General features: G+C 70.1%; 25 protein-coding genes and 3 pseudogenes. 14 read left to right on the top strand and 14 right to left on the bottom strand.

Translation table 11 applies throughout. The annotated features are described in order from the left end of the window. The 13 genes from ACZ6B1_RS31355 to gap form a co-directional block, all read right to left on the bottom strand. On the bottom strand, window positions 1-200 hold a 200-nt coding region (locus ACZ6B1_RS31355; RefSeq protein WP_468783901.1), incomplete at its 3' end, for a flavodoxin-dependent (E)-4-hydroxy-3-methylbut-2-enyl-diphosphate synthase. A 149-nt stretch (window positions 201-349) separates the two neighbouring features. Beyond that, complete coding sequence (locus tag ACZ6B1_RS31350; RefSeq protein WP_468783899.1) at window positions 350-2137, bottom strand: 1-deoxy-D-xylulose-5-phosphate synthase; 1788 nt, start codon at window positions 2135-2137, stop codon at window positions 350-352. Window positions 2138-2166: 29 nt separating this feature from the next. Continuing rightward, window positions 2167-3165 carry a 4-hydroxy-3-methylbut-2-enyl diphosphate reductase gene (gene ispH, locus ACZ6B1_RS31345; protein WP_468783897.1) on the bottom strand — a complete coding sequence of 333 codons (999 nt, stop codon included), beginning with the start codon at window positions 3163-3165 and terminating at the stop codon, window positions 2167-2169. Further along, complete coding sequence (gene ptlI, locus ACZ6B1_RS31340) at window positions 3162-4556, bottom strand: pentalenene oxygenase (RefSeq protein WP_468783895.1); 1395 nt, start codon at window positions 4554-4556, stop codon at window positions 3162-3164. Before ptlI ends, ispH begins: the two co-directional genes overlap by 4 nt. Before the next feature lie 112 nt (window positions 4557-4668). Then, on the bottom strand, window positions 4669-5682 hold the full coding sequence (ptlA, locus tag ACZ6B1_RS31335) for a pentalenene synthase (RefSeq protein WP_468783893.1): 1014 nt from the start codon (window positions 5680-5682) through the stop codon (window positions 4669-4671). 118 nt (window positions 5683-5800) lie between these two features. Further along, a complete protein-coding gene (locus tag ACZ6B1_RS31330) occupies window positions 5801-6814 on the bottom strand; it encodes a polyprenyl synthetase family protein (protein ID WP_468783891.1) in 1014 nt (337 codons plus the stop codon). Continuing rightward, complete coding sequence (gene ptlD / locus ACZ6B1_RS31325; protein WP_468783889.1) at window positions 6811-7710, bottom strand: neopentalenolactone/pentalenolactone F synthase; 900 nt, start codon at window positions 7708-7710, stop codon at window positions 6811-6813. The genes ACZ6B1_RS31330 and ptlD overlap by 4 nt, the downstream gene beginning before the upstream one ends. 35 nt (window positions 7711-7745) lie before the next feature. Then, window positions 7746-9500: a neopentalenolactone/pentalenolactone D synthase gene (gene ptlE, locus ACZ6B1_RS31320; protein WP_468783887.1), complete on the bottom strand. Its 1755-nt coding sequence runs from the start codon at window positions 9498-9500 to the stop codon at window positions 7746-7748. 17 nt (window positions 9501-9517) lie between these two features. Further along, entirely contained in the window at window positions 9518-10345 is an 828-nt protein-coding gene (ptlF, locus tag ACZ6B1_RS31315) for a 1-deoxy-11-beta-hydroxypentalenate dehydrogenase (protein WP_468783885.1), read from the bottom strand. A gap of 100 nt (window positions 10346-10445) precedes the next feature. Beyond that, window positions 10446-11900: an MFS transporter gene (locus tag ACZ6B1_RS31310; RefSeq protein WP_468783883.1), complete on the bottom strand. Its 1455-nt coding sequence runs from the start codon at window positions 11898-11900 to the stop codon at window positions 10446-10448. Between the two features lie 58 nt (window positions 11901-11958). Continuing rightward, the gene (gene ptlH, locus ACZ6B1_RS31305) at window positions 11959-12810 is read right to left on the bottom strand and encodes a 1-deoxypentalenic acid 11-beta-hydroxylase (RefSeq protein WP_468783881.1); all 852 of its coding nucleotides are present in this window, start codon (window positions 12808-12810) and stop codon (window positions 11959-11961) included. 139 nt (window positions 12811-12949) lie between these two features. Beyond that, window positions 12950-14146, bottom strand: a complete 1197-nt coding sequence (penM, locus tag ACZ6B1_RS31300) for a pentalenolactone synthase (protein ID WP_468783879.1) — start codon at window positions 14144-14146, stop codon at window positions 12950-12952. A gap of 178 nt (window positions 14147-14324) precedes the next feature. Further along, window positions 14325-15329 carry a type I glyceraldehyde-3-phosphate dehydrogenase gene (gene gap, locus ACZ6B1_RS31295; protein ID WP_468783877.1) on the bottom strand — a complete coding sequence of 335 codons (1005 nt, stop codon included), beginning with the start codon at window positions 15327-15329 and terminating at the stop codon, window positions 14325-14327. Between the two features lie 138 nt (window positions 15330-15467). Here gap and ACZ6B1_RS31290 point away from each other — a divergent pair, with 138 nt between their 5' ends. Continuing rightward, a complete protein-coding gene (locus ACZ6B1_RS31290) occupies window positions 15468-15929 on the top strand; it encodes a MarR family transcriptional regulator (protein WP_468783875.1) in 462 nt (153 codons plus the stop codon). A 64-nt stretch (window positions 15930-15993) separates the two neighbouring features. Then, window positions 15994-17055, top strand: coding sequence for a serine hydrolase domain-containing protein (locus ACZ6B1_RS31285; RefSeq protein WP_468783873.1), 1062 nt, complete (start codon window positions 15994-15996; stop codon window positions 17053-17055). 448 nt (window positions 17056-17503) lie between these two features. Here the strand turns inward: ACZ6B1_RS31285 and ACZ6B1_RS31280 are convergent, their stop codons facing one another. Next, window positions 17504-18166: a Type 1 glutamine amidotransferase-like domain-containing protein gene (locus ACZ6B1_RS31280; RefSeq protein WP_468783871.1), complete on the bottom strand. Its 663-nt coding sequence runs from the start codon at window positions 18164-18166 to the stop codon at window positions 17504-17506. Window positions 18167-18640: 474 nt separating this feature from the next. On the opposite strand from ACZ6B1_RS31280, the gene ACZ6B1_RS31275 reads away from it, so the two are divergent. From ACZ6B1_RS31275 to ACZ6B1_RS31220, 12 genes and pseudogenes are all read left to right on the top strand, one after another. Further along, window positions 18641-19021, top strand: coding sequence for a hypothetical protein (locus tag ACZ6B1_RS31275; RefSeq protein ID WP_468783868.1), 381 nt, complete (start codon window positions 18641-18643; stop codon window positions 19019-19021). A gap of 293 nt (window positions 19022-19314) precedes the next feature. Beyond that, window positions 19315-19479 carry a 50S ribosomal protein L33 gene (rpmG, locus tag ACZ6B1_RS31270; protein WP_199213295.1) on the top strand — a complete coding sequence of 55 codons (165 nt, stop codon included), beginning with the start codon at window positions 19315-19317 and terminating at the stop codon, window positions 19477-19479. A 263-nt stretch (window positions 19480-19742) separates the two neighbouring features. Further along, complete coding sequence (gene ykgO, locus ACZ6B1_RS31265; protein WP_210926655.1) at window positions 19743-19865, top strand: type B 50S ribosomal protein L36; 123 nt, start codon at window positions 19743-19745, stop codon at window positions 19863-19865. A gap of 210 nt (window positions 19866-20075) precedes the next feature. Beyond that, on the top strand, window positions 20076-20321 hold the full coding sequence (locus ACZ6B1_RS31260) for an amidohydrolase family protein (protein ID WP_468783865.1): 246 nt from the start codon (window positions 20076-20078) through the stop codon (window positions 20319-20321). Further along, entirely contained in the window at window positions 20314-20796 is a 483-nt protein-coding gene (locus ACZ6B1_RS31255; RefSeq protein WP_468783913.1) for an amidohydrolase family protein, read from the top strand. Before ACZ6B1_RS31260 ends, ACZ6B1_RS31255 begins: the two co-directional genes overlap by 8 nt. Before the next feature lie 128 nt (window positions 20797-20924). Continuing rightward, window positions 20925-21554 (top strand): metal-sulfur cluster biosynthetic enzyme, encoded by a 630-nt coding sequence (locus ACZ6B1_RS31250; protein WP_468783863.1) that lies wholly within the window; start codon window positions 20925-20927, stop codon window positions 21552-21554. After that, on the top strand, window positions 21551-22576 hold the full coding sequence (locus ACZ6B1_RS31245; RefSeq protein ID WP_468783861.1) for an NAD(P)-dependent alcohol dehydrogenase: 1026 nt from the start codon (window positions 21551-21553) through the stop codon (window positions 22574-22576). Before ACZ6B1_RS31250 ends, ACZ6B1_RS31245 begins: the two co-directional genes overlap by 4 nt. Window positions 22577-22635: 59 nt before the next feature. After that, window positions 22636-22968 carry a putative quinol monooxygenase gene (locus ACZ6B1_RS31240; RefSeq protein ID WP_468783859.1) on the top strand — a complete coding sequence of 111 codons (333 nt, stop codon included), beginning with the start codon at window positions 22636-22638 and terminating at the stop codon, window positions 22966-22968. A gap of 126 nt (window positions 22969-23094) precedes the next feature. After that, window positions 23095-23540 (top strand): annotated as a pseudogene (locus tag ACZ6B1_RS31235) (AMP-binding enzyme); the annotation flags it as partial. Between the two features lie 8 nt (window positions 23541-23548). Beyond that, window positions 23549-23686 (top strand): annotated as a pseudogene (locus ACZ6B1_RS31230) (DoxX family protein); the annotation flags it as partial. Between the two features lie 28 nt (window positions 23687-23714). Beyond that, window positions 23715-23867, top strand: a pseudogene (locus ACZ6B1_RS31225) (DoxX family protein); the annotation flags it as partial. 380 nt (window positions 23868-24247) lie between these two features. Further along, window positions 24248-24454 carry a cold-shock protein gene (locus ACZ6B1_RS31220; protein WP_468783857.1) on the top strand — a complete coding sequence of 69 codons (207 nt, stop codon included), beginning with the start codon at window positions 24248-24250 and terminating at the stop codon, window positions 24452-24454. The last annotated feature ends 141 nt before the right edge of the window (window positions 24455-24595 follow it).

Below are 24595 nucleotides of genomic sequence, written 5' to 3'. Positions count from 1 at the left end.
ACGATCTGGCAGCCGGACGCGGTCAGCTCGGCGATCTGCTGGAGGGTCGCGCCCACGTCGGACGTACGGGTCGTGGTCATCGACTGGACCGAGACCGGGGCGTCCCCGCCCACGGCTACGGACCCTACGTGGATCTGACGGCTGGTACGTCGTGAGGCCAGCCTCGGCGGCACCGTCGGCACTCCGAGAGCGACAGGCATGACAGTTCCCCAAGATGGTCGGCCGGTCCAAGCGGACCGGGTTGTGGCTGATGACTGTGGGCCGTTGACGGCTTGGAGGCTGGAGAAGGACGCGGCGGCGAGGTCGCCAGGGTGCGATGGGCGCCGGCCACCCGCCGGGGTGGCCGGTGTCAGCCGACGGCGAGGGACGCGGTGGCTCCCCGCCGGCCCTGCCATCCCGGCGGCAGGGCCTCCAGCAGCGCGAGGGTGAGATGGCGAGGGGTGAGGCCGGAGGCCTCCAGGATCTCGGCCCGTGAGCCGTGGTCGAGGAAGCGCTGCGGGATACCGAAGACGTGCACCGCCAGGCCCGGCCTGGCGTCGCTCAGCGCCTGGGCGACGCGTGCCCCGACGCCGCCGACCCGGCCGCTGTCCTCGACCGTGGCGACCAGCAGGTGATCGAGGGCGAGCCCGGTCAGCCCGGGCGGCACAGGCTTGATCCAGCGCGGGTCCACGACGGTGACGCCGACGCCCCGCTCGGCCAGGCGTTCGGCGACCTCGACGCAGGTCGCGGCCATGGCGCCGACGGAGACCAGGAGAATGTCGGGACGCTCGCCGCGGTGCAGGACGTCCAGCTCGGCGCAGACGTCCACGGCCGGGATGTCCGCCCCGCTGGAGCCCTTGGGGAAGCGCAGGGCGGTTGGGCCGTCGTCGCAGGCCACGGCCTCCCGCAGGGCGCGGCGCAGGGTGGCGGCGTCGCGTGGGGCGGCCAGCCGGAGGCCGGGCACCAGATTCAGCAGCGACAGGTCCCACATGCCGTTGTGCGAGGGGCCGTCGTCACCGGTCACCCCGGCGCGGTCCAGGACGAAGGTGACCGGGGCGCGGTGCAGGGCCACGTCCATCAGGAGCTGGTCGAAGGCCCGGTTGAGGAAGGTGGAGTACAGCGCGACGACCGGGTGCAGCCCGCCCAGGGCCAGCCCCGCGGCTGCGGTCACGGCGTGCTGTTCGGCGATGCCGACGTCGATGACCCGCTCGGGGTGACGGCGGGCGAACTCGCCGAGCCCGGTCGGGTCGAGCATGGCCGCGGTGACGGCGACCACGTCCTGCCGTTCCGCGGCGAGGTCGGCCAGCTCGCTGCCGAACACGGACGTCCAGCTGGGTGCGCCCTCCGGGTTCCGGGCGGAGGCGGCGCGCACGGCGTGGAAGCGGTCCGTGTCGTCCTGTTCGGCGGGGAGGTGGCCGCGGCCCTTCTCGGTGACGCAGTGCACCACCACGGGCCTCCGCAGGTCGACGGCCTCGCGCAGCGCCGTCTCCACGGCCTCGATGTCATGGCCGTCGACCGGGCCGACGTAGGCGAGCCCCAGGTTCTCGAACAGGGCTTGCGGGGCATCGCCCGCGCGCAGGTCGGCGAGGTGCCCGGCGACGGCGCCGGCGGTGGGGGCGTAGGAGCGCCCGTTGTCGTTGAGGACCACGACGACGGGGCGTTCGGGGGCCGCCCCGATGTTGTTGAGCGCCTCCCAGGCCATGCCCCCGGTGAGCGCGCCGTCACCGAGCACGGCGACCACGGCGCGGTCGCTCCGCCCGAGCAGGGCGTTGGCGCGGGCGAGGCCGTCCGCCCAGGACAGGGAGGTCGAGGCGTGCGAGTTCTCGATGACGTCGTGCTCGGACTCGGTGCGGCAGGGGTAGCCCGACATGCCGCCGGTGCGGCGCAGCGTGGCGAGCGCTTCCGCGCGGCCGGTGAGGATCTTGTGCACGTAGGCCTGGTGGCCGGTGTCCCAGAGGATCTTGTCGCGGGGGGAGTCGAACACGCGGTGCAGGGCGATGGACAGTTCGACGACCCCGAGGTTGGGGCCGAGGTGGCCGCCGTTGGCGGTGCAGGTGTCCACCAGGAGCCGCCTGATCCGCGGTGCCAGTTCGCGGGCCGCCTGCGGGGACAGCGCGCGCAGGTCCTCCGGCCCCCGGATCCCCTCCAGGTCTGGCATGGCGCAACTCTCCTTCTCCGGGGGCGGATTCATCGCACCCCACCCGGCGTGGGCGAGACCTCGCCGGCCAGGGGTGTCCTCGGGACGCGGCCGGTGACCGGGTCGGCCAGCCGGCCGGGCATGGAGAACACGACGTCCTCGGCGATGCCCCGCTGGAGCTCGACCTCGTCGAAGCCGAGTTCGGCGAGCCGGGCGACGAGCCCGTCGACGAGGATCTCCGGGGCACTGGCCCCGGCACTGATCCCGACCGACGACACGTCCTTCAGCCAGGCCGCTTCGAGGTGCCGTTCGTCGGGCACCAGATGGGCCACGGCGCCGTGGTCGCGGGCCACCTCGACCATGCGCAGCGAGTTGCTGGAGTTGTCCGAGCCGACGATCAGGACCAGGTCGTTGTCGCGTGCGAGGTCCTTGACGGCGTTCTGCCGGTTCTGGCTGGCGTAGCAGATGTCGTCGCCGGGGGTGATCAGATCGGTGAAGCGGGCGCGCAGGGCCTCGACGACGCGCTCGGTCTCGTCGAACGAGAGGGTGGTCTGGGTGAGGACGGCGACCGGGGTGTCGTCGGGCAGGCCGAGGCGCGGTACGTCGTCCTCGGTCTCGATGACGACGATCCGGTCGGGTGCCTCGCCGAGGACCCCCTCGACCTCCTCGTGGCCCTCGTGCCCGACCAGGAGGATGGTGCGCCCGTCGCGGGCGAAGCGCACCGCTTCGCTGTGGACCTTGGAGACCAGCGGGCAGGTGGCGTCGATGACTTCGAGCTGCCGGCCGGCGGCGGCGGAGCGCACGCCGGGGGAGACGCCGTGAGCGGAGAACACGCAGACCGCCCCCTTCGGGACCTCCTCCTCGCTGTCCACGAAGACCGCGCCGCGCTTTTCCAGCTCCGAGACGATGTAGTGGTTGTGCACGATCTCCTTGCGCACGTACACCGGCGCCCCGTGCAGGTCCAGCGCCCGCTCGACGATGCCGATGGCGCGCCGTACGCCCGCGCAGAAGCCGCGCGGCTGGGCCAGGAGGACGTTCCCTTCGCTCATGCCGCGTCGCCCCCGGCCGGTGCGGGGACTGCGGAGGTCGTCCGGCGCGGGGTGCGCGCGTCCAGCCTCAGGCGCAACCGGCGCGGGTGGTAGACGGTGGCCAGCGGGACCGGGCGGATGTCCATGCCGGGCTCGCACGTGACCCGCCAGCGGCCGAGGATGGTGGCGAGCCCCAGGGTGGCCTCGGTGCGTGCGTAGAGGTCGCCGATGCACTTGCGGGCGCCGGTGCCGAACGGCACGTAGGCGTGGCGGGAGGCCGGCGCGACACGGTCCGGGAGCCAGCGGTCGGGATCGAACTTCTTGGGGTTGTCGAAGGCGTCCTCGTACTGGGCGACCGCGGCGGGGCTGAAGACGACGGTCGAGCCGGAGGGCAGCCGGCGGCCGGCGAGTTCGGCCGGGGCGGTGGTGAGACGGGTGAACAGCCAGGCCGGCGGGTGCAGTCGCAGCGTCTCGGAGATGATCCGGTCGGTCAGGGAGAGGTTCGGCAGGTCGTCCCACTCGGGGGCGCGGCCGTCGAGGACGGTGTCGATCTCGTCGTAGAGCGCGGCCTCGATCTCCGGGTGCTGGGAGAGGAGGTAGAAGACCCAGGTGAGAGTGCCGGCGACGGTCTCGGTGCCGGCCGCCATGACGGTGATGACCTGATCGTGGATCTCCGTGTCGCCGAGCCGGCCGCCGTCGTCGTCGCGGGAGGCGATCAGGGCGGCGAGCAGGTCGTCGTGCTCGGTGTCGGAGCTGCGGTAGTCGTCGATGAGCTGCTGGGTGGTCTCGTGCAGGAAGTCCAGGTTGCTCCGGTACCGGCGCTGGGAGGGCAGCGGCAGCCGGCGGATCGAGGCCGGCAGGAACATCTGCCGGAACAGACCGTTGAGCACGACGTCGAAGGAACGTTCCACCTGGGCCGCCAGCTCGGGACTGACGGGTGTGGAGTACAGGGTGCGGCCGACCGTGCGCAGGGCCATGCCGTACATCTCCTGGAAGGCGTCGACGACCATGCCGTCCTGCCAGCGCGACGCCGTGTCCTCGATCTCGGCGTGCATGGCCTCGGCGTACCGCTTGAGCTGACCGCGGGTGAACGCCGACTGCATCAGCCGGCGCTGGCGGCGGTGGTCGGCGAACGGGCAGGTGACCAGGCCGTTGCCGGCGATGTCACGGGCGCGGTCGTAGAAGACGCCGCCCTTGTCGAAGACGCGGTCGTTGGTCAGGACGTGCCGCAGCAGTTCCGGGTGGGTCGGGACGTAGGCCTTGGTGGGGCCGATCCTGATCTCGACCAGGTCGCCGTGGGCGGACAGCGAGGTCATGAAGTTCACGGGGTGACGCATCATCTGGAGGGCGTGTCCCACGACGGGGAGCGCCCCGGGCGCCGCACCCGCCGAGAAGGTGGTCTGCTCGCTCATTCGATTCTCAACTTCCCGTCTCTACTGATCTGTTGACAGCCGTTCCGGACCGCCCAGAGCCGTGCCGCCGCGACAGCCGGGCGCGGGCGCACGTTGCTGGTGGGCGGTGCTGCTAGCGGGCGGTGCTGCCGAGCTCCTCCAGGTAGCCCTGGGCGCCGGCGGCGAGCGCGAACTCGGCGTCGTAGCGGCCCGAGGAACGGTGCCAGTCGTAGGAACCGCGGATCACGGTGCGCACGGCGTTGTCGCGGTAGCGCTCCAGGGCCTCGCGCTCGGCGGCGTCGAGCCCGTATATGTCGCCGACCTGCGGCAGGCAGGACTCCAGCAGGAGGTACTGCTCCAGGCGGACCCGCACCTCGCTCTGGATGTGGGCGACGCTGCGGTCCTTGGACCAGCCGTGCTCCCGGCGCAGGATCATGACCATGTTGTTCTGCTCGCCGCGGGCCTCTTCCTTCTCCAGCGAGGCGATGTCGTTGAGCAGCAGATTGACGTCGACGGCGATCTGGAGCATCGCGGAGAGCACGGCGCTGTCGAAGACCCGGTGCGGCACCTCGAAGCGGCCCGCGCGCTCGGCGAGGTCGACCGTCGGCTGCACCCCGATGGTCTGCCGGCGCACGGCCAGGTACTGGGCGGCGGAGTCGTACGGCGTGTCCCAGAAGCGGCTCTCCGCCTCGTCGACGTAGCCGTCGAAGTAGCTGCGCCAGTGCCGGGCGCTGCGCGCGCACCAGGCGGGTGTCATGCCCTCGCTGGTACGCCGCCAGATGTCGGCGAAGCCGTGGGCGATGGGGGGCGCGGTGTCGGGGAGGGGACCGTCCAGCGCCGCCGCGACCGCGTCGGTGAGCTGTTTGGTCTCCTCCGGGTTCTCGCCGCGCGGTCCGTCGAAGAGGTCGTCGAAGAGGAAGAACCACGACATCAGGTCGACCCCCAGGTCCAGGTCGGCACCGGTGGCGTGGGGGTAGAAGCGGGAGGCCAGGTCGGCGTAGCCGCCGCGCAGATGGCGCTCGGCCGCCGCCTCGGACTTGATCAGCCCGAGCGAGCGCGGCCACTCGAGCTGTTCGGCGTCGGCGCGGGCGTGATCCGGGCTCTGCCGGCCCGGCAGGGGTATGTGGAAGTCGACGTCCTGGGGCATGGGGGGAATCCTTAGGAGTGGGTTCGGAGCAGCAGCGGGCGTGGTGGCGCCCTGGCGGGAGTTCTGCGCTGATCAGAAGGTCGGTCGGGGGGATGGAGGCACAGGGGCCGGCCCGGTCTCAGACCTCGCGGTCGACGACGAACCGCCCGAGCGCGAGGAGTTCGTCCCGCGCGCCGGCGTCCAGCTCGACACCGCGCAGCGCGTCCTCGGCCAGCGCCATCCGCCGGGCGGCCTCGGCCAGCGCCCAGTCCCGGCCGCCGGCGCCCTCGATCAGGCCCGCCACGCGCCGCAGTTCCTCCTCGTCCAGTTCGCCGGAGGTCGTGAGCCAGGCGGCCAGCTCGCCGCTGAGCGGGCCGTCCTGGTTCAGTGCGTGGCTCACCGGCAGGGACTTCTTGCGGGAGCGCAGATCGGAGTGGACCGGCTTGCCGGTGACGGCCGGGTCGCCCCAGATGCCGAGAACGTCGTCGACGAGCTGGAAGGCGATGCCGACCTGGTCGCCGTAGAGCGCCAGCGCCTCCACCGTCGCCTCCGGCGCCCCGGCGAGGACGGCGCCGATCGCGGCGCTCGCCGACAGCAGCGCGCCGGTCTTGCCGGCGGCCATGTCGACGCACTCCTCGACCGTGACGTGCGAGCGCTGTTCGAAGGACAGGTCCTGGACCTGGCCGCGGATCAGGTGCCGGGTGGTGCGCGCCAGCAGCCGGGCGGCGGGCGCCGCCGTCGGCAGCCCGGTGTCCAGCAGCACCTCCTGGGCGAGCGCCAGCATCGCGTCACCGGTCAGGATGGCGCTGGAGGGACCCCACAGCTTCCACACCGTGCGCCGGTGGCGGCGCTCCTCGTCGCCGTCCATCAGATCGTCGTGCACCAGGGAGAAGTTGTGCACGAGCTCCACGGCGACCGCGCCGGGCAGGGCGACCTCCGGCGGTGCGCCGACCGCCTCGGCCGACAGCAGCGCGAGCGCCGGCCGTACGGCCTTGCCGGCGTCGGCCGTGGTGGGCGCGCCGCCGGCGGTGGTCCAGCCGAAGTGGTAGGCCGCCTGGTGACGTGAACGGTGGTCGAGCCGGTCGACGGCGGCGCGCAGCGCCGGGGTGATCGTGACCCGGCTGTGGCTGAGGCAGGCGGGGGCGGTGCTCATGCGGCGACCTCCGCCCGCCAGGGCGCGGTCGGGTCGTCGAAGATACTGACGACCTGGCGCATGATGCGCCGTTCGGCCGGGGCGAAGGCCTGCTTGGCGTGGACGGTGCCGAGCTGGTCCCACATGACGATGTCCCCGGGCCGCCAGGTGTGGGCGTAGGTGTACTGGGGCTTGCCCGCGTGCGCCAGCAACTCGTCTAGCAGCTTGCGGCTGTCGTCGGGGGAGAGGTCCACGATCCGCTTGGTGTTCAGGGTGCTGATGTAGACCGACTGGCGGCCGGTGCGCGGATTGCGGGCGATGAGGGGGTGGATGGTGGAGGTGCCGTCCTCGGGCTGGATCTGTTCGGTGCCCTCGCCGAGGGACACCTCGCCCTGGAGCTCTTCCTCGATGGTCTCCTCGTACCCGGTGCGCAGGGCGTGGCGGACCCGGTAGGAGTGCAGGAGCCGGCGCTCCTCGGGCGGCAGCGACTCGTACAGGGCGTACATGTCGGTGAAGAGGGTCTCCCCGCCGCCGGAGGACGGCACTTCCACGGCCTCCAGGAACCCGATCTGGGAGACGCGGGGGCGGAAGGAGTAGTCGGTGTGCCAGCCCATCCAGTCGGCGTCGCCGACGCCGATCTTGCGGCCGTCCTCCACCAGGTTGGAGACGATCAGGATCTCGTTGTGGTCGGGGTGGGCGCCGCTGGTCAGACCGGTCTTCGGGATGTACCCGAAGCGGCGGCCGAAGGCCAGGAACTCCTCGTAGGAGGGGGTCTCGTGGCCGCGGAAGGCGAGGACGAGATGCGCGTCGAGCGCCGCCCAGATCTCCTCCACCTGGGTGTCGTCCATGTCGCCGCCGACCTGGGCGCCGTGCACGACGGCGCCCAGAGCGGCGCCGGGTATCGGCGTTATGTCCATGGGCGTTGCCTCCTTTCGCAGAAGGGTGGGGTTGGTCAGCGCAGTTCGAGGCCGGCGAGGTCGCCCGCCTCCCGCCAGCGCCTGAGGATGTTCACGAACTCCACCGAGCCGCCGCCGTAGCTGGAGTTGAGCAGGGGCAGTCCGCTCGGGTCGCCCTCGTTGTTGTAGAGACCGGGCGTGCAGTTCTCCAGGAAGTCGAGGTCGTTGCTGGCGAGCCGGAGGATCTCCTCGACCCATTCCTTCTCGCCGGCCTCGGAGGCCTCCACGACCCGGTGGCCGCGCTCCTCGACGCACTTGACGATGTGTGCGAGATGCCGGGTCTGCTCGCCCAGCATGTAGGCGATGTTGACGTGCCTGCCGGCCTGGACCTTCGACAGGATGAAGCAGTTGGGGAAACCGTTCACCTGGAGTCCGTGCAGGGTGTGCGCCCCGTCGGCCCACTTCTCCGACAGCTTCACACCGTCCCGGCCGACGATGTCGTACCCGGCGCGGTCCGTGTACGGGACGGCGAACTCGTGCTCGTAGCCGGTGGCGAAGACCAGGCAGTCGACCGGGTACTCCCGGCCGTTCGCGACCACACCGGCCGGGGTGAGCCGCTCCACGCCCTGCCCCTGGGTGTCGACCAGGGTCACGTTGGGCCGGTTGAAGGTCTGGAGGTAGCCGTCGTGGAAGCAGGGCCGCTTGCAGTACACGCGGTAGTACGGCTTGAGGGCGGCGGCGGTCGCGGGGTCCATGACGACGCTGTCGATGCGGGCGCGCAGCTCCTCCATCTTGAGGAAGTCCGCCCGCTCGGCCGCGAGCGCCCGCTCCTTCGGGTCGCCCCCGGTGTCGCCGGTGGGCAGGATCGCGGCGGCCAGCTTGGCCGTGGTCTGCGTCCAGCGGTCCTGGACCAGGTCCTCGTCCTGCGGGACACCGGAGGTCAGCGCGTGGAAGTTCTCCATCCGGCGCTGCTGCCAGCCCGCCTCGAGGCTGTCCGCCCAGTCGGCCGGGGTGGGCCGGTTGCCGCGCACGTCGACCGCGGCCGGGGTGCGCTGGAAGACGACGAGCTGCTCGGCCCACTCGGCGAGGTGCGGGGCGAGCTGGATGGTCGTCGAGCCGGTGCCGATGACGCCGACCTTCTTGTCCTTCAGCCTGGTCAGGCCGCCGGTGCTGTCACCGCCGGTGTAGTCGAAGTCCCAGCGGCTGGTGTGGAAGGAGTGCCCGGCGAACGTCTCCAGACCCGGCAGCCCGGGGAGTTTGGGGCGGTGCATCAGACCGATCGACATGGCCACGTACCGGGCCCGGATCAGATCGCCGCGGTCGGTGCTCACCAGCCACCTCCCGGCGGCCTCGTCCCAGCGCAGCTCGGTGACGGTGGTCTGGAAGAGGGCGTCGCGGTAGAGGTCGTACTTGTGGGCGATCTGCTGGAGGTGGGCGAAGATCTCGGGGCCGGTGGCGTACTTCTCGGTGGGTATCGTGCCGATCTCTTCGAGCAGCGGCATGTAGATGTAGCTCTCGACGTCGCACCGGACGCCGGGGAAGCGGTTCCAGTACCAGGTGCCGCCGACGTCGCCGGCCTCGTCGATCAGCCGGATGCGCTCCAGGCCGGTCTCCTTGCGTAAATGGGCGCCGGTGAGCAGGCCGCCGATGCCGGCGCCGACGACGGCTATGTCCACCTCGTCGGAGAGCGGTTCGCGCTCCCGCCGCTCGGTGTAGGGGTCCCGCGCGTAGCGGCTGAAGTCACCGCGCGCGAACTGGTAGGTGCGACCGACGCCGCGCTTGTCGCGTTCCTGCCGGTATTTCTCCCTCACCGCTTCCAGGTCGATGCTCAGTGATCCATCGCTACGGTCATCGCTTTCGGCGCGGGCCACAGCTCCTCCTCGGGGGAAGGGGGCGGAAGGGAAACATGACGCCATACGTCGTCGAACTGATCGCGCAGCCGCGACGGGGCGTCGGAGTTGCTGAACAGATAGAAGCGGTCGGAGCCGAGGGCCTCCCACACGACTGAGGCGACGTCCTCGGCGCTCACCGAGGTGTCACCGCCCGCGCCGCGCGGGGCTGTCAGGCCCTGGACCATGGGGGTGTCGACCCGGCCGGGACACAGCACCGACACCCGGATCCCGGTGCCCCGCAGATCGGCGCGCAGACTGCGGGCGACGGCGAGATCGGCGTGCTTGGAGGCGGCGTAGGCGGCGCTGCCCGCGCCCACGACGAAGGCGGACATCGAGGCGGTGTGGACGAGATGGGCGGGCCGGCCGCGCTCCAGCAGCCGGGGGACGAAGGCGCGGGCCACCAGGACGTGCGCCCAGTGGTTCGCCTCGAACACCTGCCGCATCCGCTCCAACGGCACCTCCCACAGAGGCTGTCCCACGGGGCCGAGGACCCCGGAGTTGTTGCACACCACGTCGACGTCGCCGAGCACGTCGAACGCCGTTTCCGCGAGCCGTTCGACGGCGTCCGGATCGGTCAGGTCCGCGGTCACGGCGGTGACCCGAGCGCCCTGTGCGGTGAGTTCGGCGGCCCTGCGGTGCAGCGCGTCGCCTTCGACGTCCGCCATGACCACGCCGGCACCGGACCGTGCGAAGCGGGCGCTGAGGGCGAGGCCGATACCGCTGGCCGCGCCCGTGACCACAACGGCCCTTGTCTGTAGCTGCACTTGGCTGTCTCCGCTTCTGCGCGCGGGAACGCCGAAGGACGGCGCGCCCTTGCCGACGAGAAGGTCTGGATCAGATCGCACCGTTCGACGGGCGCGAGGGTCACCTGGGGTCGGGGAGCTTCAGGCTGATCACGAGCACGGTCACCGCGAAGCAAACCAACAGGGCGACGACGAGCACGGCCGCCGACACCGTCGACAGCCAACCGGACAGCGAGACATAGAGGGTTCCGCCGACGGTCGCGCCCAACGCGGTCGCCATCTGCTGGCTGGTCACCAGCACACCGCTGCCCATGCCGGCCTGCGCGGGCGGCACGTCGGCGAGGATCATCCGGAACAGCGTCGGTCCGGTCAGTGCGGCGCCCACCCCGAAGAGGCCGATCCCGACGAGCACGAGCGCCAGGGAGGGATGCGGCCAGCCCAGCCCGATCACCAGCGCCAGCAGCAGCAGGCCCGCGCACTGGACGACGGCGCCCAGGGTGACGATCCGGCCGCCCAGGGCCGCCGCGATCCTCGGGGTGAACAGCGTCACCACGAAGAACGCCGCGGCGAACGGCACCAGCACTCCGCCGGAGGAGAGCCCGTCCAAGCCGAAGTGACCCTGCGCGACCAGCGCGTAGACGAACAGGAAGGCGCCGAAGCCGGCCGAGAACGGCACCATCGCCGCCAGCCCTCTGCGCATCCCCGGACGGGACAGCACCGACGGGGGCAGCAGCGGTGAGCCGCCCCGCGCCTCCAGCCCGCGTTCGACCCGCACCAGCGCCAGCGCACCCACCGCGGCGACCGCGAGCAGCGACCACAGCCACAGCGGCCAGCCCAGGTCGGGACCCGCAACGACCACGGCCAGGACACAGACCATGGTGACACCGAACAGCACGGTGCCCACCGGGTCGAAGCCCGGCTTCGCGTCGGCCCTGGACGCCGGGACGCGCCGGACGGCCAGCAGCGCGGCCACTCCGATCGGCACATTGATCGCGAAGACCGACCGCCAGCCGATCCCGGCGACGTCCAGCGAGACCAGCAGCCCGCCCAGGATCTGCCCGATGACCATGCCGAGGGCCGCGGTGGCGCCGTACATGCCGATCGCACGGGCGCGCGCCTGCCCCTTGGTGACCGCCTGGATCGTCGCCAGCACCTGCGGTACGAGCATGGCGGCGGCGGCGCCCTGCAGCAGCCGGGCCGTGACGAGGAACTCGATGGTCGGTGCGAGCCCGCACAGCGCCGAGGTGACGGTGAACGCAGCGAGCCCGCAGGCGTACAGGCGCCGTCTGCCGAAGGCGTCGCCGAGCCGTCCGCCCAGCACCAGGCCGAGGGCGTACGTGAGGCCGTAGCCGGACACCACCAGCTCCAGTGCGGCGGCGCCGCCGTGGAGGTCGTCACTGATCGAGGACAGCGCCACATTGACGATGGAGGCGTCCACGATGGACAGGGCGTATCCGGTGAGCACCACCACGAGGGCGATGCCACTGAGCCCCGCGGCGACCGGTTCCGTGCCGGCCGAGGGCTCCTGTGTCGCGTTGGGCCCCGTCAGAGGGGGGAGACCCTCGCGTTTCGTCATGCGCTGCCTACCCTGGCGCTTGTGGGGGGACGGTTGAGGCGGGTGCGAGGTGGTGACGTCACTCGGTGGTGGTGGGAGTGCCGGTGATCTTCGACATGATCCCCTTGGAGGCGTCCTTCGCGGACTCCGGCCAGGGGGTCAGGGCGTTGAACCCCCGGTGCGAGGAGGCGGGCTGGATGCGCGTGTCCATCGACATCCGCATGCCGGCCGGGTCCACCGAGACGTTCGGGATGGACTTGTGGCACATGAAGGCGTGGAAGAGGATCACGTCGCCCGGTTCCATGGGCGAGAACAGCAGCTGCTCGTCCGCGCCGAACTCCTCCGGCGGGATACCGCGCACGGCGTGGCCGAAGCGGCGGAAGTTCTCGGTGACGACGTGCTCGCGCGGGCCCTTCTTGTGGCTGCCGTCGGCGACGGCGACGCCGCCTATGCCGCGGGTCGTCGGGAGCAGCGGTATCCAGGCGGTGCGGAAGTCCTTGTTCGGGCCGATGTAGAAGCCGTCCTGGTGCAGCGGCGTCAGGAAGCTCGGCTCCGCGGACCCCGGGGCTGAGGGGTAGTAGCGGATCGTCGTCGACTTGAAGACGAAGACGGGCTCGCCGAAGACCTTCTCCCAGACCTTCAGGGTCGTGGGGTGGTTCCACAGGTCGTCGTACCTGACGTAGTCGTGCATCGCCACTTCGTCGACCGCCTCGTAGGACTCTATGGTGAGGGTGTCGAGCGTGGTGCCGGGGGCGGCGTGGCCGAGTGCGATCAGGCCCTCGAGCATCTGCTCGGCGGCGGTCGCCACGAGTTCACGGTCCAGGGCGCCGCGCAGATAGAGGTAGCCGTGCTCGTCGTAGAACCGGTCGAGGGCATCACGGTCGTCGAGAAGAGGCGTGCAGTCGACGTAGTCGCTGAAAGTGTCCGGCATGGTTCCTTGTCCTCGTGACGTCTGTGCGTGGGGGAAGGAGCGTCAAACATCCGGGCGTGCCGAGGGTTTCGAGCTTGCGGTATGTGCCGTCTATGACAATGAACGGTGGATGGCTGTGCTTTCGCTCGCGCGACGCCACTCAGAAGGTGACGGGAATTTCATCGAACCCGCCGGTGATCCGGTGCTCCTGCCAGTGCACCGACTCCTCGGGTACCGCGAGCCGCAGGTCGGGCAGTCTGCGGAACAGCCGCTCGAACACCGCGGTCAGCTCGATCCGGGCCAGCGTTCGGCCGATGCAGTGCCGGGCGCCGTGCCCGAACGCCAGGTGCGACTTGGGCTTGACCCGGGCCAGGTCGAACAGATCGCCGTCGGGGAACGCCCGGCCGTCGTAGTTGGCCGCGCCGATGGCCAGCATCACGGCCTCTCCGGTCCGGATCACCGTCTTGCCGACGGTGATGTCGCCGTGCGCGTAGCGGGGTATCAGCGCGTTGGATCCCTTGCCGCCGACGCCCAGGCGCAGGATCTCCTCGACCGCGGCCGGCGCGAGTTCGGGATTCTGGACCAGCAGGGCACGCTGGTCCGGATTGCGCAGCAGCAACAGGGTGCCCAGGTCGATACGCACGATGGTGGTCTCGTAGCCGAACAGCAGCACGGCATTGCCCAATTGGGCGATTTCCGCGTCGGACAGCGCACCGTCCGTCTCGGCTATCAGCTCGGACAGGATGTCGTCGCCCGGCTCGATCCGCTTGCGTGCCACCAGTTCCATCATGTAGTCGACGACCTGCTGAAAGGTGTTCGCAGAATGCTGGTTGTCGCTCTGGTCGAAGGTGCCTCTCGCCCACTGCCCGAACCGCTCCCGGTCGGCCAACGGGACGCCGAGCAGATCGCAGACCACCATGGTCGGCAGCGGAAACGACAGCGCGCGGTGCAGGTCGACCGGCGGGGCACTGGCGGCCAACTGGTCGAGCAGCTCGTCCACGTGGTGCTCGATCCGGGTCTTCATCAGGCGCATACGGCGCGTGGTGAACCGGGGCACGAGCAGCGAACGCATCTGCGCATGCCTGGCGGGCTCGGTCTCGTGGTCGTCCCCGGCCATCAGCGCGACCATGAAGGCCCTGGCCGCGCTCTTGGCCGGCCCCTCCGGGTCGGGATTGCTGAGACGGAGCCGGCGGTCGGCGAGAAGAGTCCTCACCTCGTCGTAGCGGGTGACCAGCCAGGCATCCTCACCAGGGGTCCGCACCCTGGTGATCGGCCCCTCCCGCTGCAGCGCCAGCATCTGGGGCGCGATGCCGATTATGTCTGGGTTGTCGAACGGTAACCTCGGAAGTTCCGTCATGGAGTCTGTCCTCGTGGCGTCGTGCGTGGGATTCGTCGGGCATCCGGGCACGCCGACGGCATCGGTGACGCCGGGTGCGCTGCGCGCCGGTTCACGGGCGCGCCGAAGCGGTGGCCGCCGCTTCGGCGGAACACCGTCACTGACGTGCGGGTGGTGCAGACGCCGGGTCGGCGAGAACCTACAGAGTCGACCCGATGAGAAGCGAGAGGTCGATGAGCCGGTTCGAGTAACCCCACTCGTTGTCGTACCAGCCGACGACCTTGACCTGCGGGCCGGACACCCGGGTGAGCCCGGCGTCGAAGACACAGGAGGCCGGGTCGCCCACGATGTCGGTGCTGACCAACGGGGCGTCCACGTAGGACAGCAGGCTCTTGTACGGTCCCGAGGCCGCCGCCGCGTACGCCTCCTTCACCTCGTCCACCGTGGTACCGCGGCGGGTCGTGACCGTGAGGTCGGTGACCGAGCCGGTGGGGACGGGCACCCGCAGGGCGAAGGCGTCCAGCCGGCCGGCGAGTTCCGGCAGGACGAGGCCGATGGCCTTGGCGGCGCCGCTGGAGGTGGGCACGATGTTCATGGCCGCGGCCCGGGCGCGGCGCAGGTCCTTGTGCGGGGCGTCCTGGAGGTTCTGGTCCTGCGTGTAGGCGTGGACCGTGGTCATCATGCCGCTGTCGATGCCGATGGCGTCGTGCAGCACCTTGGCCAGTACGCCGAGACAGTTGGTGGTGCAGGAGGCATTGGAGATGATGGTGTGGCGCTCGGGATCGTAGTCACCGTCGTTGACACCCATCACCAGCGTGATGTCCTCGCCGCTGGCCGGAGCGGCGATGATGACCTTCTTCGCTCCGCCCTCGACGTGTGAGCGCGCCTTCGCGGCGTCGGTGAAGATGCCGGTGGACTCGATCACGATGTCCACCCCCAGGTCACCCCAGGGCAGGGCGCCGGGGTCGCGCTCGGCGAGGACCTTGATCGTCCGGTCACCCACGCGGATCGCGCCCGGCTCGGCGGCGACCTCCTCGGGGAAGCGCCCCAGAATCGAGTCATAGGCGAGCAGATGGGCCATCGTGGGCACGTCGCCCAGGTCGTTGACGGCGACGATCTCCAGCTCCGAAGCCCGAGCGGCCGCAGCACGGAAAACGTTGCGACCGATGCGCCCGAAGCCGTTGATGCCGATTCGCACAGTCATTGGTGTGTTCCTCACCTAGCGCTCTACAGGTCCATTGACGCGCCGTTGCGCCGAGGTGCCATGCAAACCGTGCGCCTGGCCGAGGCGCCGGCACGCAATCGATCAGGAGCTTATATAAGTCTGCGATACATTTCCAGGGTGACTCCTACTCAGCGTGCCGACAGCAACACCGACTTGGATGTCGGAGACCTCACGAGAGCGATCGAGAACTTCAATCGCTACTACATCCGGCTTCCCGCGGTGCAGAAGCTGTCGTTCACGACACTGTCCGTACTGGACACACTGGCCGTCAGCGGTCCGAAGCGGCTGACCGAACTCGCGAAGACCGAGCAGATCAGCCAGCCGGGGCTCACCCAGCTGGTCACCCGGCTCGAGCGCGACGGCCTCGTGGAACGCCGCCCCGACCCGACGGACGGACGCGCCGTCCTTGTCCACATGACCGACAGCGGCCGGAAGATCGGCCAGTCCCGGCGGGAGGACCGGGGCCGCCACCTGACCCCGCTGATCGCCCAGCTCACGCCCGCGGAACGACAGGCGATCGCAGCGGCCCTGCCCGCCCTGACCCGGTTGGCGGAACTGGGGGCCGAAGCCGGACGGTAGGGGCCCACCCCTTCCTCGAACACGCCGGCCACGCCCACGGACGGAGGACGGGGACTACCGTCCCGTGCCCGTCTTCGCGCCGCGCGTGGAGGCGTGGACTGAGCCCACGGTCACCGACCTGCGTGCTCGGTTCGTGGACCGTCCGGACGAGTCGTCGGACACGTTCCTGGTCAAGCTGCGTCGACAGCTTGACGGTGCGCCGGATGAAAAGGTTGTGCTGGCCGCCGAGCTGCTGCACGTGAACATCGCCCCTCGGATGCCTGAGCCAACCGAGATGACCATCCGCGTTCAAGAAAGGCCCGTCGTGCGCCGCATTCCTACCTGCGTCCTGAGCAACGCCGCTCCACCCGCAGTCAGCGACGGTCATGCAGTGGACCGCTTTGTCGAAATCGGCTCGTTCACCAAGGTCATCACCGGCACCGCGCTGACCCGCATGGCCGAGGCCGGGAAGCTCACGCTCGACGATCCCCTGGAGCGGTGGCTTCCCGCTACTCCCGGAACCGGGATCACGCTGCTCCATCTGGCCCAGCACACGTCCGGCCTTCCGCGTCTGCCACCTCGCCTCTCGCGCCGGGACCCGTACGCGGCGTTCGACCGTCGTACCGTGCACGAGCTGCTGAACCGTATCGACACCATCGTCACCCGCACACCCGGCCGGCATGAGGAGTACTCCAACCTCGGTTACGCCATCCTCGGCGAAGCCCTGACCGCTGCGGCCGGCACCTCTTACGAGGAATTGGTGACCGAGTACGTCCTGCGTCCGCTGGACATCACCGAGGTGACCGCAACCCCGGACCCGGGCAGGCGCCTTCTGGCCCGAGGCCGCATGGGAATGGTCCGTCGGCCGTGGACGATGCACGGCGCGATCCTGCCCGCCGGCGGCCTGTGGGCCACCCCTCGCGCGGCCGCCGAACTGGTCGTACGACTCCTGGTGGAACGCAGGTTGGGGGATCCCGCGCCATCCTGGCAAACGACGGGTTCCCTGCGCTGGCACAACGGCGCGACGCGCGACGCCTCGCTGTTCGCCGGAGCAATGGACGACGGTCGCTGGGTCATGGTCCACCGCCTCGGCGGAACACCCGAGGAAACGGACCAGGCCGGGCTCGAGGTGCTGAGGCAGCCGTAAGGCCCTTTGGCGACACGGAACCCATCGGCGGTTCCCCGCACCTGCCAGAAGGCGTGCAGGTGCGTCAACCCAAGGCGCCGAACAGGCACGTGACTCCCGACCAGACCCGGCTCACGGAACTGCTCCCCCCGCTCTGCGGGCGCCTCCCCGACTCCGAACCGGTCACGTGGAACGTGAACGTCGCTCCACCGTCTGCCGATCCCATCAGAATGCCGCCGACCTTCGCCGCCCGTGCGGTCGCGGACGGCGAAGACTGTGCCGTCCTCGGCCGCATGCAAGCACGCACTCTGAGCCCCGCCACCGGCCGCTGAGGGAGCAGGCACCCGGCTCCGGCAGGATGGGTTCCCATGACGGGTGGAGGTGGAAGGGACCAGCACTTCCCCCACTCGGACCGCCGCGAGTCCCGAGCACCCGCGTCGATGGCACCGCGCTGTTCAAGAGGGAAGTGCTAAAACAGCTTCCAGTGGCCCTCGGAGACCACTTCGACGGCGCCGTCGGCCACCTTGATGGCGGTCTGCTCGTCAATCGCATACGCCGGACCCGTGATCCTGGCCGCCCATCGCTCTGCCGCGGCCATGGTGTTTTCCGGACAGTCCGGATGATCCAGGTGCGGGAAGATCGAAAAATCAACGACGCCCAGCGTGCTGTCGCCGCCGGTGGGCGCCCTCCAGCCCACGAATTCCTCCCCGATGCGGGGGGTCACCACCATGCTTCCGGCGCTCAGTCCCACGTAGACCGTGTCGGGCAGCGACGGAAGGAGATCAGCCAGCCCGGACTCCCGCATCCAATGGCACAGGTACAGCCCGTCACCGCCATTGACCAGCAAGACGTCGGCCTCCTGGACCCAGGAGACCCAGCGCGCTTCGTCGATGCTGGGCAGCGCGGTGAGCTCCAACACGCCCACCGACTTCCACCCCAGCCCCGTCATGGGGCTGGGAGACCGTCCGCTGATGAATCGCCATGGCCCGCCCGGATCGGCGTCGGGGGCCCCATACCCCGCGGTGGGGATGCAAAGAGCGCTGGACTCGGCGATCGGCTTACCCAGGAGGTCGACCAGCGCACCCTGGATGCTCGCGTTCTTGACGCCGGAGTCGGTGAGGAGAAGCTTCATCATGTCCTTCCCGAGGAATGTCGTCGAGGCGGTCAGGAGCGGCAGTTGGGTCTGGCTGAATGGGCCGCCCTTGGCGTGACCCGTGCGCCTTGCGGAGCCGGGACCGGCCTCTGCGGCTGAGCGGCGATCCCCGGCAGGGGCCGTACCCTGCGGATCGTAGAGGCGGGTGGACCTGGCCGGGCATCCCTGTGGAGCTTTCGGCTTCCCAAAGTATGTGCGGTGCCGCCACCTATTCGTGATACTCACGGGTCACACCGACATGGAGTGTCACCGGCCACGGGCATGCTGAGGGCTGACGACTAGCCGACCGGTGGGCACCACGGCGCCCGGTCGGGGCGCTCCCTAAGCATGTCGGCTGTCGGCGCTTAGAGTGCTGTCGCGAGGGTGTCCACGTCGTTCGTCACAAAACGATCTTGGACACCCTCGTTCTCGTCTCCGCAGGCACCCCTTGGACCACACCCCCAGGAGCAACCAGTGTCATACACGCAACTGCTCGAGAAGCTCGCCGACGCGAAGAAGCTGTTGAGCCTCCCGCGTATCGTCGTGATCTGCGGCTCCACCCGCTTCATGACCGAGATGAACGAGGCCGATCTGCGGGAGACCAAAGCCGGAAAGATCGTCGTCAAACCGGGCTGTGACATGAAGTCGCCGCACGAACTCTGGTCCGATCCTGTTGAGGCCGAGACGCTGAAGGTTCGACTCGACGATCTGCACCGGGCGAAGATCCGGCTCGCTGATGAGGTGCTCGTAGTCGGCGACTACATCGGAGACAGCACTCGAGCCGAACTCGCCTACGCCCGGTCGCTGGGCAAGCCCGTGCGGTTCACGCACCCCGAAGTCGACCCTGACGCCTGACCGCCCGCTGCCACCTCGACAACCAGGGCCGGCAGCCCGCCGCCTGGCCGTCTCGCGGTGGCTTCGGCAGCCGCCCACCCCACACCCTCCGCAGGCATCCCTTGGAATCGCCGGGGACGACCCTCACCTCGAGTTCGCCGCTTCCCGTGGCGCGCGTCTCCGTCGGTGAGGGCATGATCTTGTTGAGGGCGCTGAGCACCGGGAATGCGCTGCCGGGCGCTGTGGTTGACAGGGCTGTCTGGCATGGTCGAGTCAATCGACTCGGGGTGTGAGACCAGGGGAAGGAGGCCCTCATGGCACGCAGTACCGTGCGGCCCGTCGTCACGCTGAGGTCGACGGCCGGTACCGGAGCCGTCCACGTGACCCGCAAGAACCGTCTGAACGATCCCGACCGGCTGGTCCTGCGCAAGTACGACCCCGTGATCGGCAAGCACGTCCCGTTCCGCGAGGAGCGCTGACACCAGCCTCAGCGCCCGGCGACGGAGGTTCCCAAGGAGGGACATTCCATGAGGCCCGGCATCCGCCCGGTCTCCAGCCCCCGTCGTCTTCCGCGACCTACGTCGACGTCGTGATCTCGTCGGCGAGCCAACCGTTCTGCACCGGGCGTCGCGCGCGTCATGGACACATCGGGCCGCGTGCGGCGCTTCGAGTGGCGCTAAGGCCGTGCCACCGCGGCCCGCGTCTGACTGCGGGCCCGTTCGATCTTCGATAGGAGACCCTCATGAAGGTGCGCAAGTCCTTGCGCTCGCTGAAGACCAGGCCCGGCGCCCAAGTGGTGCGCCGACGGGGCGTGACCTTCGTCATCAACAAGAAGGACCCCCGCTTCAAGGCCCGCCAGGGCTGACATTCCGCCCCACCACCGCGAAGGCCCCTGGTCCCCGGCTCACCGCCGACGACCAGGGGCCGTGTCCTTCCACCGGGCCTCGACCGGGGCCGGCACGGGACCCGATGATCGGGGAATGGACCGTGACCTAGGAGATCGCCTTACTGCACTCGTAGGGGGCGTTCGCCGCTCCTCGCGCCCGGTCGCCTCTACTACGGCGGGCAGCGGCTGATGAAGGACCTCTTCGTCGACGGGTACGTGGACCACGCGATCTTCCAGCCCGCGCTGCTCAGCGCTTTCTACCGCAACGGCTTCGGGCAGACGGAGGAGGCTTTCGCGCTGGCCCAGCAGCATCCCGACAAGCTGACCTACAACCACTGCTGGGACCCCCGGTACGAGGAGCGGGGCCTGGACCAGCTACGTCGGGACGCCGACCGGTTCCAGCTCAAGGGGGCCAAGCTCTACACCGCTGAGTGACACGGCGACTCGCGCGGCTACAAGCTGGAAGCTGAACTTCGTCGTCGAGTACTGCGGGCTGCCCCGGCTGGAGGACTTCTGCTGGATCGCCACCCAGGAGCCCAACGTTCACGCGGGACTCGCGGTCGCCATGCCGTTCATCCACACCCGCCCGCGCTACTTCGCGCAGATCATCGGAGAGTTGCTGTACTGGCTGGACGAGAACCGCATCCAGTTCTCAAACGACTACGCGCTGTGGACGCCCCGGTGGCTGATCGAACGCTTCGTCGCCTTCCAGATCCCCGAGGACATGCAGGACGAGTACCCGCCGATCACGGTCGCGCAGAAGAAGAAGATCCTCGGCCTGAACGCGGCGGCCATGTACGGCATCCCGGTGCCCGCCGAGGTCGCGGACACCGCCCCGGGGCCGGCCGCGAGCGAGGCGTCGGGCCCGGCCGGGGCCGCCTCCGTCGCGGCGCAGCCCACGGAGACGTGACATGCCCACCGGAACGCTGGAGCAGCGGGCCAGGCAGGCGCTGGACGCGGTCCTCGACCCCGAGTTGGACGAACCCATCACCGATCTCGGCTTCGTCCGCTCCGTCGAGGCCGGCCCCGACCGCGGGCTTGACGGTTCACCTGCGGCTGCCGACCTGCTTCTGCTCCCCGAACTTCGCCTACCTCATGGCCTCCGACGCCAAGGACGTCCTGGCCGCCCTGCCGGACGCCGGCCCGGTCACGGTCCTGCTCGACGACCACCACGACTCCGACCTGATCAACCGCGGCCTGGCAGCCGACGCCGGGTACCGGGGCACGTTCGGCGCCGAGGCGGAGGAGAGCCTGGAAGAGCTGCGGCTCGTCTTCCGGCGCAAGGCCCACGCCGCGGCTATGGAGCGGGCCCTCACCGCGCTGCTGCGGCAGGACCCCGCGCTCACCGAAGAGAAGCTGCACGCCGTGGTGCCCGGCGATCTGCCCGACACCGCCGCGACCCGCGCGCTGCTGCGCCGCCGCGAGGCGCTCGGACTGGGCACGGCAGCCTCGGAGCCCGTCCTCGTCGACGATCACGGGCGCCCCTTCCCGCCGGGCGAGGTTCCGCTGCGGCTGCGGTACGCCCGCGCGATCCGCATCTCGATCGAGGGCAACGCCCACTTCTGCCGCGGCCTGCTGCGGACCCGCTACCCGGAGTCCGCGGCCGACCAGTCCCCCCGGGCCACGGATCCGCGGCCCGCCACGCTTCCCAGGGAGAAGGCCTCGTGAAAGCAGTCCAGGTCGTCGGCTACGGCCGCAATCCCGAGATGACCGACGTTCCGGAACCCTCGGTCACCGGTCCGTACGACGTGGTCGTCAGGATCGGCGGCGCCGGCGTGTGCCGGACCGACCTGCACATACTGAAAGGGCATTGGGCGGAGAAGTCCGGGGTGGCGCTGCCCTACACGATCGGGCACGAGAACGCCGGCTGGGTGCCCGCGGTCGGCAGCGCCGTCACCAATGTCGCCGAGGGCGACAAGGTCATCGTCCACCCGCTGATCACCTGCGGGCTGTGCCGGGCCTGTCGGTCCGGAGACGACGTCCACTGCGAGCAGAGCCGCTTCCCCGGCATCGACACGGACGGCGGCTACGCCGAGTACCTGAAGACCTCCGCCCGCAGCGTGGTCCGCATCGACGACTCCCTGGAGCCGGCCGATGTCGCGGCCCTGGCCGACGCCGGACTCACGGCGTATCACGCCGTGGCCAAGGCGGCCTGGAAGCTGAGGCCCGGCGACCGTTGCGTGGTCATCGGCGCCGGCGGGCTCGGGCACATCGGCGTGCAGGTACTCAAAGCCCTGACGGCCGCCGAGATCGTGGTAGTCGACCGCAACCCCGACGCGGTGAAACTGGCCGGCTCCATCGGCGCCGACCACGGCGTCGTCGCCGACGGGGGCCAAGTCGAGCAGGTGCTGGAGCTGACCGGCCGCGGGGGAGCGGAGGTGGTGATCGACTTCGTCGGCGCGGGCGGTGCCACCAAGGACGGGGTGCGCATGCGGCGCCGCGCGGGCGACTACCACGTGGTCGGGTACGGCGAGAACATCGACGTGCCGACCATCGACATCATCTCCAATGAGATCAACTTCATCGGCAACCTCGTCGGCTCCTACAACGACCTGTGCGAGCTGATGGTGCTCGCCGCCCAGGGGCGGGTCCGCCTGCACACCACCCCCTATCCGCTCGACCGCTTCCAGGACGCCCTCACCGACCTGGACGCAGGCCGGGTCCGGGGACGCGCGATCCTCGTCCCCTGAGCGGGAACACCGGCAGGGCCCGGACCACCGGGCCCACACACCGTCTGCGAGGAGCATCGATGATCTTCATTACCGCCAAGTTCCGAGTCCTGGCCGAGTACGCGGATGCCTGGCCCGACATCTCCGGGGAGTTCACCCGGGCGACCCGCGCCGAACCGGGCTGCCTGTGGTTCGAGTGGTCCCGTAGCGTCGACGATCCGACGGAGTATGTCCTGACCGAGGCGTTCCGCGACGACGAGGCCGGCGCAGCGCACGTCGGCTCCGACCACTTCCGGACGGCCTGCGAGACACTGCCGCGTCACCTCGCCGAGACGCCCCGCATCGTGAACGTGACCGTCCCCCAGGACGACTGGTCACGCCTCGGTGAGATGGCCGTGCCGCAGGAGAGCTGACAGGGATACGGCCATCAGACCGTCAGACCAGGAGCCTCCTCCGTGGACTACCGCTGGGACCACGGCGTCGGATACCTGGTGGAGCAGCAATACTCCTGGGACCGGATCCGTGGATGGCACCAGGAGGACCGCAACGGTGTCCGCCTGGGCAGCGCCGACATCCACGACATCGTCGAACGCCTCCCCGAGGTCACCGAGGCCCTCGTCATCGGCGCGGAGGGACTCGACGGCGGCTACTGGATGCCGCTGTTCGTCGTCCCCGCCCCGACGTCACCCTGGACGACTCCCTGCGCGACCGGATCCGCGACGCGATCCGCGCCGGCGCCTCACCCCGCCACGTCCCCGACGAGATCCTCGCCGTACCGGCCATCCCGCACACGAAGACCGGCAAGAAGCTCGAGGTCCCGGTCAAGCGCCTCCTTCAGGGTGCCCCCGCCGAGCACATCATCAATCCCTCGGCGGTCGACGACCCGGGCCTGATCGCCTACTTCGCGACTCTGGGCGCCGAACGCCGCCAGGCCCGTCACCCGCACACCGTCAAGGACGCCTCACGAGCCTCTTCGCCGCACTGACCTGCCTCATGGCATTGGTCTTCGCCCTGCTGGGCGTGGCCAAGATTGCGGCTCTGGGGCCGATGCGCGAGCTGGCCGCCCACGCCGGCTTCACCACCGCGGCCTACCGGGTCATCGGAGCGTCGGAGCTGGCAGGAGCCGTCGGCGTCGCCCTCGGCCCGGACGTACCGCTGGTGCGGAGTGCTGGCCGGTATCGGGCTGCTGGTTCTGCTCGCCGGTGCTGTGACCACCCATGTGCGCAAGGGCGACGGAGTGCCCAAGCTCGTCCCCGCGGTGGTGGGCGCGGCCCCGATCGGCGGGTACCTGCTACTCCTGGCAACTCAGTGATCACTGTCGACCCTGCTCGGCCAGGGCTTCGGCGCGGTCGAGTGGCGCCCCGTCCGTGCGGTGTCGGACGCTCTCCGATGCCCAGAACGAAGGACTCGTTCGAGTCCTGAGGTGGTCCGCATCACCGACCCACTGCCCTTCTGTCCCGATGGCCCGCCCCGGCTCGGCGGGCGGTCAGCCCGACGATGCCGCCGGAATTTGGCGGTACTGCTCTCCCGGCCCACCGCCCCAGCGGGCTCACGCCATGAGGCAGAGCCACTTTCTGCATCTCGTCTCTTGCCCACGTTGGGCGCGCCCGACGTGCGATGCGTGATCGGCCGGGCATGATCGGGGCGGCTGCGCAGGCGGCCCGCGTGGAACGTTGAGAAGGATCAGCACTGATGGCAACTGGCACCGTGAAGTGGTTCAACGCCGAGAAGGGGTTCGGCTTCATTCAGCAGGACGACGGCGGCCCGGACGTGTTCGTCCACTTCTCCGCCATTCAGACGAGCGGCTTCAGGGAGCTGGCCGAGGGCGCGGCGGTCGAGTACGAAGTCACTCAAGGGCCCAAGGGCCTCCAGGCGGAGAACGTGGTCCCGCTCCGCTGAAGGCGCCTCACACGAATCACCGTTACGGGAGTCCTCCGCCGGTCATCAGGCGGAGGCTCCCGCACGGACGTCAGGCTCCTCCTTCTGCGGACCGCGACAGGAGGCCCGCCGGAAGATGTCCGGCGGTGGTGGTAAGTCAGG

The sequence above is a fragment of the Streptomyces sp. NPDC041129 genome (assembly GCF_055592265.1).
Note: the sequence above shows the minus strand (reverse complement) of the source record. Positions and strands in the feature narration are given on the sequence as shown.

Excerpts from the sequence above, each read along its gene's own strand:
- ACZ6B1_RS31350 (WP_468783899.1), bottom strand. The coding sequence starts at position 2,137 with ATGCCAGACCTGGAGGGGATCCGGGGGCCGGAGGACCTGCGCGCGCTG.
- ispH (WP_468783897.1), bottom strand. The coding sequence starts at position 3,165 with ATGAGCGAAGGGAACGTCCTCCTGGCCCAGCCGCGCGGCTTCTGCGCG.
- ptlI (WP_468783895.1), bottom strand. The coding sequence starts at position 4,556 with ATGAGCGAGCAGACCACCTTCTCGGCGGGTGCGGCGCCCGGGGCGCTC.
- ptlA (WP_468783893.1), bottom strand. The coding sequence starts at position 5,682 with ATGCCCCAGGACGTCGACTTCCACATACCCCTGCCGGGCCGGCAGAGC.
- ACZ6B1_RS31330 (WP_468783891.1), bottom strand. The coding sequence starts at position 6,814 with ATGAGCACCGCCCCCGCCTGCCTCAGCCACAGCCGGGTCACGATCACC.
- ptlD (WP_468783889.1), bottom strand. The coding sequence starts at position 7,710 with ATGGACATAACGCCGATACCCGGCGCCGCTCTGGGCGCCGTCGTGCAC.
- ACZ6B1_RS31310 (WP_468783883.1), bottom strand. The coding sequence starts at position 11,900 with ATGACGAAACGCGAGGGTCTCCCCCCTCTGACGGGGCCCAACGCGACA.
- ptlH (WP_468783881.1), bottom strand. The coding sequence starts at position 12,810 with ATGCCGGACACTTTCAGCGACTACGTCGACTGCACGCCTCTTCTCGAC.
- penM (WP_468783879.1), bottom strand. The coding sequence starts at position 14,146 with ATGACGGAACTTCCGAGGTTACCGTTCGACAACCCAGACATAATCGGC.
- gap (WP_468783877.1), bottom strand. The coding sequence starts at position 15,329 with ATGACTGTGCGAATCGGCATCAACGGCTTCGGGCGCATCGGTCGCAAC.
- ACZ6B1_RS31280 (WP_468783871.1), bottom strand. The coding sequence starts at position 18,166 with ATGAAGCTTCTCCTCACCGACTCCGGCGTCAAGAACGCGAGCATCCAG.
- rpmG (WP_199213295.1), top strand. The coding sequence starts at position 19,315 with ATGGCACGCAGTACCGTGCGGCCCGTCGTCACGCTGAGGTCGACGGCC.
- ykgO (WP_210926655.1), top strand. The coding sequence starts at position 19,743 with ATGAAGGTGCGCAAGTCCTTGCGCTCGCTGAAGACCAGGCCCGGCGCC.
- ACZ6B1_RS31260 (WP_468783865.1), top strand. The coding sequence starts at position 20,076 with ATGAAGGACCTCTTCGTCGACGGGTACGTGGACCACGCGATCTTCCAG.
- ACZ6B1_RS31240 (WP_468783859.1), top strand. The coding sequence starts at position 22,636 with ATGATCTTCATTACCGCCAAGTTCCGAGTCCTGGCCGAGTACGCGGAT.
- ACZ6B1_RS31220 (WP_468783857.1), top strand. The coding sequence starts at position 24,248 with ATGGCAACTGGCACCGTGAAGTGGTTCAACGCCGAGAAGGGGTTCGGC.